At 73.8% G+C, this 9,935-nt stretch carries 10 protein-coding genes; 4 read left to right on the forward strand and 6 right to left on the reverse strand.

The window, feature by feature from the left end; genetic code table 11:
• Positions 1-32 precede the first annotated feature (32 nt).
• Positions 33-1,010, reverse strand: coding sequence for an adenosine deaminase (gene add / locus ACA361_RS39305; RefSeq protein WP_375020221.1), 978 nt, complete (start codon positions 1,008-1,010; stop codon positions 33-35).
• Positions 1,011-1,119: 109 nt separating this feature from the next.
• Between add and ACA361_RS39310 the strand changes: the two genes are divergently transcribed.
• Entirely contained in the window at positions 1,120-1,743 is a 624-nt protein-coding gene (locus ACA361_RS39310; RefSeq protein ID WP_375020222.1) for an SRPBCC family protein, read from the forward strand.
• Here ACA361_RS39310 and ACA361_RS39315 read toward each other — a convergent pair.
• Positions 1,725-2,597, reverse strand: a complete 873-nt coding sequence (locus ACA361_RS39315; RefSeq protein ID WP_375020223.1) for an A/G-specific adenine glycosylase — start codon at positions 2,595-2,597, stop codon at positions 1,725-1,727. The genes ACA361_RS39310 and ACA361_RS39315 overlap by 19 nt on opposite strands.
• A gap of 92 nt (positions 2,598-2,689) precedes the next feature.
• On the opposite strand from ACA361_RS39315, the gene ACA361_RS39320 reads away from it, so the two are divergent.
• Positions 2,690-3,343: a hypothetical protein gene (locus tag ACA361_RS39320; protein ID WP_375020224.1), complete on the forward strand. Its 654-nt coding sequence runs from the start codon at positions 2,690-2,692 to the stop codon at positions 3,341-3,343.
• 130 nt (positions 3,344-3,473) lie between these two features.
• Here the strand turns inward: ACA361_RS39320 and disA are convergent, their stop codons facing one another.
• The 4 genes from disA to ACA361_RS39340 form a co-directional block, all read right to left on the reverse strand.
• On the reverse strand, positions 3,474-4,556 hold the full coding sequence (gene disA, locus ACA361_RS39325) for a DNA integrity scanning diadenylate cyclase DisA (RefSeq protein ID WP_366619072.1): 1,083 nt from the start codon (positions 4,554-4,556) through the stop codon (positions 3,474-3,476).
• Between the two features lie 114 nt (positions 4,557-4,670).
• The gene (radA, locus tag ACA361_RS39330) at positions 4,671-6,182 is read right to left on the reverse strand and encodes a DNA repair protein RadA (RefSeq protein ID WP_375020225.1); all 1,512 of its coding nucleotides are present in this window, start codon (positions 6,180-6,182) and stop codon (positions 4,671-4,673) included.
• Positions 6,183-6,284: 102 nt separating this feature from the next.
• On the reverse strand, positions 6,285-7,358 hold the full coding sequence (locus tag ACA361_RS39335; protein ID WP_375020226.1) for an alpha/beta fold hydrolase: 1,074 nt from the start codon (positions 7,356-7,358) through the stop codon (positions 6,285-6,287).
• Positions 7,359-7,495: 137 nt separating this feature from the next.
• Positions 7,496-8,194, reverse strand: coding sequence for a class I SAM-dependent methyltransferase (locus ACA361_RS39340; protein ID WP_375020227.1), 699 nt, complete (start codon positions 8,192-8,194; stop codon positions 7,496-7,498).
• Between the two features lie 204 nt (positions 8,195-8,398).
• Between ACA361_RS39340 and ACA361_RS39345 the strand changes: the two genes are divergently transcribed.
• Both ACA361_RS39345 and ACA361_RS39350 read left to right on the forward strand, forming a co-directional pair.
• Positions 8,399-9,295 (forward strand): sugar phosphate isomerase/epimerase, encoded by an 897-nt coding sequence (locus ACA361_RS39345; protein ID WP_366619064.1) that lies wholly within the window; start codon positions 8,399-8,401, stop codon positions 9,293-9,295.
• A 19-nt stretch (positions 9,296-9,314) separates the two neighbouring features.
• On the forward strand, positions 9,315-9,908 hold the full coding sequence (locus ACA361_RS39350; RefSeq protein WP_375020228.1) for a TetR family transcriptional regulator: 594 nt from the start codon (positions 9,315-9,317) through the stop codon (positions 9,906-9,908).
• Positions 9,909-9,935 lie beyond the last annotated feature (27 nt).

The following is a 9,935-nucleotide window of genomic DNA, read 5'->3' on the forward strand; positions in this document are numbered from 1 at the left end:
CCATCGCGGTACGGGCCCTTCGCATGTCCGGATCAGGCGAGCCAGGCGTCGATCTCCGCGTGGATCCGCGCCTTCGTCGCCGGGGGAGCGAAGGACGCGTCCACGCCCGCCCGCGCCAGCTCGGCGAGCACGGCGTCGCCGTAGCCGAACGCGTCCCGGACGAGCGCGTACTCCGCCGCCAGCGGCGTCCCGGTCATGCAGGGGATGTCGGTGTTGACCGTGACGGCGAGCCCTTCCTCGCGGAGGCGCTGGAACGGATGCTCCGCCAGGGACGGGGCGAAGCCGAGGGCGACGTTCGAGGACGGGCACACTTCGAGCGGGATGCGCCGGTCGCGGACCTCGGCGACCAGGTCCGGGTCGTCGAGGACGCGGATGCCGTGGCCGAGCCGCTCCGTGCGGCCGTCCGTGATGGCCTGGCGGATGCTGGCGGCGCCTTCGGCCTCGCCCGCGTGGTGGACGACGTGCAGGCCGTTCTCGCGCGCCGCCGCGAAGACCTCGGTGAACGGGTCGCCGGGGTACGCCTCGTCCCCGGCGAGGCCGATCGCCACGACCTCGTCGTACCGCAGGCCCAGTTCGAGGGTGCGGCGGGCGCGTTCCACGGAGCGCCGGCGGGAGTGGTCGAGGATCACCCGGGTCTCGATGCCGAAGTCCTCGCGTCCCCTGGCCAGCCCTTCGAGCACGGCGTCCAGCGGCATCCGGAGGTCGCCGAGCCGTTCCCCGTGCCCGGCGGCCGTGAACGAGACCTCGGCGTAGCGGGTGCCCTGTGTGGCCTCGTCCTCGCAGTACTCGTAGGCGATGCGGCGGAAGTCGGCGGCGCGCCGGAGGCAGGCGCGCACGAGGTCGTTCTGCACGAAGAAGTCGGCGAAGCCCCCGAACGCGTGCCCGGCCGCCAGATGTCCGGGGACCTCGACGCCGTTGGCGTGCCCGATCTCCTGGAGGGTCGGCCACCGCACGGTGCTTTCCAGATGGACGTGGAGATGGGCCTTGGGCAGGCCGGAGAGATCGCGCACCGCGCAACGCTAGCCGCCGCGTTCCCGGCCGCTCCACCGGATTTCTCGCCGTTCGGACCCCTTTTGTATTAGGATTCACTTATATAAGTCGACACTGGAGGTGAGGGCGATGGCCGATTTCGCCGATGCGCTCGGCGCGGTCGAGCGGGAGGTCGTGCGGGACGAGAAGACGGTCCTGGTGCGGCTCCGGCGCGGGTACGACGCGGCGGTCGAGGACGTCTGGAGCGCCCTCACCGACCCCGCCCGGCTGAGCCGCTGGTTCATGCCGGTCGGCGGAGATTTGCGGGAGGGCGGGACGTTCTCCGTCCAGGGCGAGCCCATGGGCAGGATCCTCGAATGCGCGCCGCCCGATCTGCTCAGGTTCACCTACGGCGCCGAGACCAGCGTCGTCGAGGTCCGGCTGGAGTCCGCGGCCGGCGGCACCGACGTCCTGCTGGAGCACTCGGTGCCCCTGGAGTTCGCGCAGAGCGGCGCGGGCTCGCTCAACGTCGGTCCCGGCTGGGACATCGCGTACCTCGGGCTCGGCCTGCACCTGGCCGGCGAGGAGGTCGGCGACCCGATGGCGTGGGAGGGCTCCCTGCCCGTCCAGCGTTATGCGGCGGGGACCGTCGACGCCTGGACCGGGGCGGCCAAGGGGACGGCGACCGAGGACGAGATCGCCGGGGCCGCCGCGGCGGCCCGCGCCCACTTCGCCCCGGACCTCGAAGGCGGGGGTCAGGCGGGCAGCGCGTAGCGGCCGTCGTCCAGCGGATCGACCAGCCCGTCGCTGATCAGGGCGTCGAGCGCGCGCTCCCGCTGCACGGCGTCCGCCCAGACGACGTCCAGCAGCGGCTTCTCCACCGGGCCGGCGGCGTCGCGCAGGACGGCCAGGAGCCGGCCGCGGCACTGCCGGTCGGTGCCCGCGTAGGTCTGGCCGCGCCGGGGCGGGCCGGAGTACGCGGGGCGGCCCGCGTCCTGCCAGGCGCACCGGTCGAGCACCGGGCAGTCCGCGCAGCGGGGCGAGCGGGCCGTGCAGACCAGCGCGCCCAGCTCCATGACCGCGACCGACCAGCGCGCGGCCGTGGGCGGATCGAGCGGCAGGAGGGACTCGGCCAGCCGGACCTCGCCCTTCGTCTGCGATCTCGGCGGGTACTCCTCGCCCGAGCACAGCCGGGCCAGGACGCGCCGCACGTTCGTGTCCAGGACGGCGTGCCGCTGCCGGTAGGCGAAGCTGGCGACCGCGGCGGCCGTGTACGCGCCGATGCCGGGCAGGGCGAGCAGGTCCTCGTGCGAGTCGGGGACCTGTCCGCCGTGCCGCTCCACGATCGCTCTGGCGCTCTCATGGAGCCGCAGGGCGCGCCGCGGGTATCCGAGCCGCCCCCACGCCCGTACGGCCTCTCCGGACGGCTCGGCGGCGAGCGCGGCGGGTTCCGGCCAGCGTTCCAGCCACTCGTGCCAGACGGGCAGCACGCGGGCGACGGGCGTCTGCTGGAGCATGATCTCGCTGACGAGCACGCCCCAGGGAGAGGCGCCGGGGGCGCGCCAGGGGAGGTCCCGGGCGTTCGCCTCGTACCAGTCGAGGATCGGGTCGGTGTACGGGGAGTTCATGGTCGGCCGTCATTGTGGCATGGACTTCCCCTGCCGGTGCCCGCCCGGCGGGTCGGCATGGCAACGAACGTCAAGGATCCCATACTGAGCGTATGGATTCGGGCACCCCGAGTAACGGTCTGGACGCCGAGCGGTACTGGCGGCGGCGCGCGGCCGCGCTCGCCGGGATCCTGGCGGCGGCCGGCCTGCTGGCCTGGGCGTGCGGCTCCGGCGGCGGGGACGGCGCCGAGGCGGGCAGCCCGGCGACCCCGCCGCCCGCGGGACCGCCGATCCCGGCGGCCGCGCCGACCGTCACCGTGACCGCGACGCCGTCCGGGGCCGCCCGGCCGGCCAGGACCGGGGAGCGCGGGCGGGACGGCGCGTGCGACCCCGAGGCCGTCACCGTGACGATGACGACCGAGAGCACCGTCTACGGGGCCGGGCGCAGGCCGCGGTTCCGGGTGATCGCGGTGAGCACCGGGGCGCGGCCGTGCCGGTTCGACGTCGGGCCGGGCGGGCTGGAGATCCGGGTGACGTCGGGCCGCGACCGGGTCTGGTCGTCCGCCGCCTGCGCCCGCGGCTCCGGCTCCCGCGTCCGCACGCTCCGGAAGGGCGTTCCGCACGTCGCCGTCGTCACCTGGGACCGCAGGCGCGCCACCGGGGACTGCACGGGACCGCGCCCGGCCGCGCGGCCGGGCACCTACGTGGCCGCGGTCGACGCGGCGAACGTCGAGAGCCCCGCGCAGGTCTTCCTGCTGCGGGCGTGAGACCTACCCGTCCGGCCGGTACGGCGGACAGCACCGGCGGGTGATTACGGCCGCGGAGAAACACCCGGCACCGGCCGGGCGCGGCGGGCACGCCAGGCGCGCCAGGCGGCGCTGCGGCCGCGGGGCGGCGTCAGACGTAGCGTTCCAGGATCGACGACTCGGCCAGCCGGGACAGCCCCTCGCGGACGCTGCGGGCCCGGGACTCGCCGACGCCGCCGACGCCCTGGAGGTCGTCGATGCTGGCGGCCAGCAGCTTCTGCAGGCCGCCGAAGTGCTCCACCAGCCGCTCCACCACGAGCCCGGGCAGCCGGGGCACCTTGGCGAGCAGCCGGTAGCCCTTGGGGCTGACCGGCAGGTCGAGCGCGTCCGGCCCGGCGAAGCCCATGACCTCGGCCACCGTGGACAGGTCGAGCAGCTCGTTCGCCGACAGCAGGTCGAGGTCGTTCAGCACGGCGTCGAAGCCGCGCTCGCGGGCGTCCTGCGACGGGTAGTCGCGGACGATCAGCTCCCGGTCGACGTCGACGCCGGAGACCAGCTCGTCCAGCTGGAGCGACAGCAGCCGGCCGTCGGTGCCCAGCTCGACGACGTACCCCTCGATCTCGTCGGCGATCCGGCGCACCATCTCCAGCCGCTGCACGACCGCGCTGACGTCCCGCACGGTCACCAGGTCCTCGATCTCCAGGGCGGAGAGCGTGCCGGAGACCTCGTCGAGCCGCAGCTTGTAGCGCTCTAGCGTGGCCAGCGCCTGGTTGGCCTTGGACAGGATGGCCGCCGAGTCCTCCAGGACGTAGCGGATGCCGTCGAGGTAGAGCGCGATGATGTGCATCGACTGGCTCACCGAGATGACCGGGTAGCCGGTCTGCCGGGCGACGCGCTCGGCGGTGCGGTGCCGGGTGCCCGACTCCTCGGTGGGGATGGTGGAGTCCGGCACGAGGTGGACGGCGGCCCGGACGATCCGCGCGTGGTCGCCGTCCAGGACGATCGCGCCGTCCATCTTGGCGAGCTCGCGCAGCCGGGTGGCGGAGAACTCGACGTCGAGCTCGAAGCCGCCCGAGCAGAGCTCCTCGACGAGCTTGTCGTAGCCGAGCACGATCAGCCCGCCGGTGTGCCCCCGCAGGATCCGCTCCAGTCCGTCGCGGATCGCCGTGCCCGGGGCAACCGCGGCGAGCGTGGCGCGGCGTCGTTCGTCATGACCCTTGTCGTGTGCTGGCACCTGGCCCCCGGAGGTCGCTGGACGGCGCCAGTTTACCGAGAGGCCGCCCTTCACGGGTTCCCCACCTGGCCATAAGCGTGCGCCGTGTGACGCGAGAGTCTGCCGGGACGCCTGTTAGGGGGCCGTAAAGGCCACCTGGAGCGCCTGGCTCAAACTGTCCACTTCCATCACTTTCATCCCTTCGTAGCTGCTCAGCTGCGGGTCGGCGCGCTTGAGCGGCGACCCGTCGCCCAGCTCCAGCGATCCGCGCGGTACGACGGCGTACTTGAACCCCAGCCGGGTCGCCTCGGCCAGCCGCCGCTGCACGCCCGGGACGATCCGCACCTCGCCGGCCAGCCCGACCTCGCCCAGCGCGATCAGGCTGCTCGACAGCGACTGCTCGACCGTCGACCCGGCCACGGCCAGCGCCAGCGCGAGGTCGACGGAGGTCTCCGAAAGCCGGACGCCGCCGACGGTGGAGACGTACACGTCCTGCTCGTGCATGGAGATCTTGCACCGCTGCGCCAGCACGGCCAGCACCATCGCGACGCGCGAGGTGTCGAGCCCGGACGAGGCCCGCCGCGGCGACGGCAGGTGCGACTTGGCGACCAGCGCCTGCACCTCGGCGACCAGCGGCCGGCGGCCCTCCAGCGTGACGGTGACGCACGTGCCGGGGACGGGCTCCTCGCGGCGGGTCAGGAACAGCCCGCTGGGATCGGGCAGGCCCACGATGCCGACCTCGGACAGGTCGAAGCAGCCCAGCTCGTCGGTGGGGCCGTAGCGGTTCTTCACGGCGCGGATCATGCGCAGCCGGCTGTGCCGGTCGCCCTCGAAGTAGAGGACGACGTCGACCAGGTGCTCCAGCAGCCGCGGCCCGGCGATCGCGCCCTCCTTGGTGACGTGCCCGACCAGCACGACGGTGATGCCGCGCTCCTTGGCCACCCGGATGAGGTTGGCGGCGACCTCGCGGATCTGCGTCACCCCGCCGGGGGCGCCGTCGACCTCGGACGTGCCGATCGTCTGGATGGAGTCGACCACCATCAGGACCGGCTCGACCTCGTCGACATGGCCGAGGACGGCCGACAGCTCGGTCTCGGCGGCCAGATAGAGGTCGTCGGTGATCGCCCCCACCCGGTCGGCCCGCAGCCGCACCTGCTCGGCCGACTCCTCGCCGGTGATGTAGAGCACCGGCCGCCGCTCGCCCGCCGCCTCGCCGCCGGAGGCGGGCGTCGCGCCGTTCCCGTTAGCACCCCCGTTCGCGTTCCCGTTGGCGTTGGCGTTCGCGGGCGGGACGCCGTGCGCGGTGGAGGCCAGGGCGGCGACCTCCAGCAGCAGGGTGGACTTGCCGATGCCGGGCTCGCCGGCGAGCAGGACGACGGCACCGGGCACCATGCCGCCGCCCAGCACGCGGTCGAGCTCGTCCAGCCCGGTGGGCCTGGTCTGCGAGGAGCGGACGTCGACCTGGCCGATCGGCCGCGCCGGCGCGCTGACCGGGCCGGCCGTCACCACCCGGGCCGGGGTGGCCGAGCCGGCCTCGGAGACCGAGCCCCAGACCTGGCACTCGCCGCAGCGCCCGACCCATTTGGAGGTCTGCCAGCCGCACTCGGTGCAGCGGTAGGTCGGCTTCGCCGTCTTCGCCTTCGCCATGCGTCGAAGCGTAGAGGCCGCCCCCGACAGAGTTCCGGGATGTGATGTTGCTTACTTTTGTCCGTCCGGCCGGCGGGCCGCGGCGCTGACCGTACGTGACGGTCAGGCCGCCGGGATCGCCTTGCGGGCGCGCTCGATCAGGTCGCCGAGGTGGTCGGAGACGATGCCGGGCCGCTCCATCATGGCCATGTGCCCGGCGGACGGGACGATCTCCAGCCGGCCGGACGGCACGCATTCGGAGATCTTGAGGCTGTGCGCGACCGGGGTGAGCAGGTCCCGCTCGGCCCCGATGACCAGCGTGTCGGCGCCGCCGAGGGCGGCGCAGTCGCTGATCACCTCGGTCGTGACCATCGAGTGCAGGAACCCGAGGAACGCTTCCATCCGAGTGTCGGCCATCATCTGCTCGGCGAACGCCACCGCGTTCGGCCCGGCCTCGGGGCCGAACGCGACCATGTCCTCCATCAGCATCGAGCCCGTCCGGCCCAGGTGGCGCACCTTCTCGATGGCGGGGGAGCCGGCGCCCGCGGCGCGCAGCGCGCGCGGCAGCACCCGCTGGGTGAGGCGCGCCATCGCGGCCGGCAGCCCCAGCGTGACCTGCCCGAGGCCACCGGAGGACGTGCAGAGCAGCCCGGCGGCGAGCACCTTGCGGCCGATGGCCTCCGGGTTCTCGTCGGCGTACCGCATGATCGTCATGCCGCCCATCGAGTGCCCGACCAGCACCACCGGCGTCTCCGCCGGAACGGTCTGGTCGATCACGGCGGCGAGGTCGGCGGCCAGCCGGTCCAGCGCGTACCCGGCGCGCTCGCCGCCCTGGGAGCGTCCGTGCCCGCGCTGGTCCCAGAAGACGAGCCGGCCGAGGCCGCGCAGGGCCTTGCGCTGGAAGTGCCAGGAGTCCTGGGTGAGCGTCCAGCCGTGGCAGAAGACGACGGCCAGGTCGGTGCGGTCCGCGCCGTCGATCTCGGCGTACAGGCGGGTGCCGTCGCTCGCCTTCACCGGCACGGGACGCCCGCGCAGCGTGCCGAACGGCTCGCCCGCGAACGGGTCGGGACGCAACTGGAGCCGCCGGACGGCGCGCCGCTGCACGGCCAGCCCGGCGCCGGCCGCGCCCGCGCCGAGCGCGGTGGCGGTGAGGCCGGCGGTGAGGATGGTACGGCTCGTCCTGGCGGCATGGCCCATGCTGGTGGCCCTCCTCTTCCGGCCGGTACGCCCGCGGCGGCGCCCCGAGGCGTCCGGGATGTCGGTGGCGGACCATTCTCGGCCAATCACCCAGAAAAGGCACGCGCCGCCCCCACCGGAACGGCAGCCGGAACGGGTCAGCGGTGGCGCCACCAGAGGTTCACGGCGTAGTCGACCTCGGTGCCCGCGTGCTCGCGCAGCGCGGCCTCGGCCAGCTCGGGCGGGAACTCGATGTTCAGCACGGCGGCGAGGTCGGCCCGGTTCTCGAACGACCAGCGGATGGTCAGGGCCTCGCGCTGGAAGCCGTGCCGCGCCCAGAACCGCTCGACGGCGGCGGGATCGTACGACGGCAGGCCGCGCCGGAACCAGCCGCCGAACGTGGACCGGGTGGCGTCGTTGTCGATGATGAAGATCGTGCCGCCGCGCCGGACGACCCGGTCCAGCTCGGCCAGGCCCGGCTCGCAGCCGGGACCGAAGAAGTAGGCCCAGCGGACGTGGACGACGTCGATCGACGCGTCCGGAAGCGGCAACGCCTGCGCCGCACCCACACGAACGGTGACATCGGGGAGGTCGCGGACGCGGTGCCGGGCCGCGGCGGCGAGCCCGGAGTGCGGCTCGATCCCGACCACCCGCGCCGCCTCGCGGGCGAAGTACGGCAGGTGGAAGCCCGTTCCGCAGCCCAGGTCGAGCACCGTCGCCCCCGCCCACGGGCGGATCGCGCGCATCGCCGAGTCGAGCGTCCCGTCCGGGTCGACGGCCCGGTTCTCGATCTCGTACACGCGCGGCGAGTTCCAGATGTTCGGGCTCGGCACGGCCCCCGGTGCGATCTCGGCCACGGAGACCCAGGGTAGTCAAGGCCGCGGGCAAGAAATCCGGATCGGGGCCGCCCGCGGGTTTCACCGGGCCTCCGGGCGCATAGGCTTTCCGTTGCGTGCGCCCCGCCGGGCGGGGCAGGGTGCCGGTAAGGCCCTGCCCAACGGAGCCCGCGAAGAAGTCCGCTGAGAAGAAGTCCGCTGAGCGATCACTTTGGCGAGGGAGCCTTGACCCCGCAGCACAACGGCGCCGCAGCCCCGGCCGTCCGGGTCCCGGACGCGCCGGTCACGCTGTCCACGGCGTCGGTCTATCCGGAGAAGGTGCCGAGCGCCTTCGAGATCGCCGCGCTGCTCGGGTACGACGGCGTCGAGGTCATGGTCTCGACCGACGCCTCCTCGCAGGACCTGAACGTGCTGCGCCGGCTGTCCGACTACCACCAGGTCCCGATCAAGTCGATCCACGCGCCCTGCCTGCTGCTGACCCAGCGGGTCTGGGGCCGCGAGCCGTGGGGCAAGCTCGTGAAGTCCAAGGACGTCGCCGAGGAGCTGGGCGCCGACGTCGTGGTCGTCCACCCGCCGTTCCGCTGGCAGCGCGAGTACGCCCGGGAGTTCGTCGAGGGCCTGGCCCGCATGCAGGAGGAGACCGACGTCCTGTTCGCGGTGGAGAACATGTTCCCGCTCAAGGCGCGCGGCGCCGAGGCCGGCATGTACCTGCCCGACTGGAACCCGGTCGACCAGGACTACCCGTTCGTGACGCTCGACCTGTCCCACACGGCCGTGTCCGGCTCCGACGCGCTCGGCATGGCCGGGGCGCTCGGCGACCGGCTGCGGCACGTGCACCTCGCCGACGGCGTCGGGATCACCAACAAGGACGAGCACCTGGTGCCTGGCCGGGGCAACCAGCCGTGCGGGCCGATGCTGGAGCGGCTGGCCGAGAACGGCTACCGCGGCCACATCTGCCTGGAGGTCAACACCCGCCGCGCCGCCAGCCGCGCGGAGCGGATGGAGGACCTCGCCGAGGCGCTGGCCTTCGCCCGCCTGCACCTGGCCGCCGCCGAGGGCGCCGTCCCGCGGGCCTGGGAGGTCACGCCGGGCGGTGAGGTCTCGCCGCGGGGCCTGCTGTGAACGCGACCGGGACGGCGCCGTGACCGAGACCGCGCGCGGCGGCGGGCGCGGCCCGGGGCGCCGGCCGGGGCCGACCGAGACCCGCGAGGCGATCCTCGCGGCGGCCCGCGAGCTGTTCGCCGCGAAGGGGTACGACGGCGCCTCGCTGCGCGCCATCGCCCGTGCCGCCGGGGTCGATCCGGCCCTGGTGCACCACTTCTTCGGCAACAAGGAGGGCGTGTTCGTCGCGGCGATGCGCTTCCCGGTGGACCCGTCCGAGCTCGTCCCCAAGATCATGGCGACGCCGCGGGAGCGGCTGGGCGAGACGATGGTCCGGGTCTTCCTCGGCGTCTGGGAGGACGCGGACCGCCGCGCGCCGATCCTCGCGATGCTGCGGTCGGCGATGACGAACGAGCAGGCCGCCACGATGATGCGCCAGTTCGTGTCGTCGGCGCTGTTCGGCCGCGCCGCCGAGACGCACGGGATCCCGATGCTGCGGCTCAACGCCGCCGCCGGCCAGATGGTCGGCGTCATGATCTTCCGGTACGTCCTGAAGGTGGAGCCGATCGCCTCGGCCGACACCGAGGAACTGGTGGAGCTCCTCTCCCCGGCCGTCCAGCACTACCTGAGCTGACCTACTCCCGCCCACCCGCCCCACCCG

Origin of the sequence: Actinomadura sp. 21ATH (assembly GCF_041951345.1) — a bacterium.
GTDB lineage: Bacteria > Actinomycetota > Actinomycetes > Streptosporangiales > Streptosporangiaceae > Spirillospora.

What these genes read in the sequence shown, in the direction of transcription:
- ACA361_RS39310 (WP_375020222.1), top strand. Translation starts at nt 1,120, where the DNA reads ATGGCCGATTTCGCCGATGCGCTCGGCGCGGTCGAGCGGGAGGTCGTG.
- ACA361_RS39315 (WP_375020223.1), bottom strand. Translation starts at nt 2,597, where the DNA reads ATGAACTCCCCGTACACCGACCCGATCCTCGACTGGTACGAGGCGAAC.
- ACA361_RS39320 (WP_375020224.1), top strand. Translation starts at nt 2,690, where the DNA reads ATGGATTCGGGCACCCCGAGTAACGGTCTGGACGCCGAGCGGTACTGG.
- radA (WP_375020225.1), bottom strand. Translation starts at nt 6,182, where the DNA reads ATGGCGAAGGCGAAGACGGCGAAGCCGACCTACCGCTGCACCGAGTGC.
- ACA361_RS39335 (WP_375020226.1), bottom strand. Translation starts at nt 7,358, where the DNA reads ATGGGCCATGCCGCCAGGACGAGCCGTACCATCCTCACCGCCGGCCTC.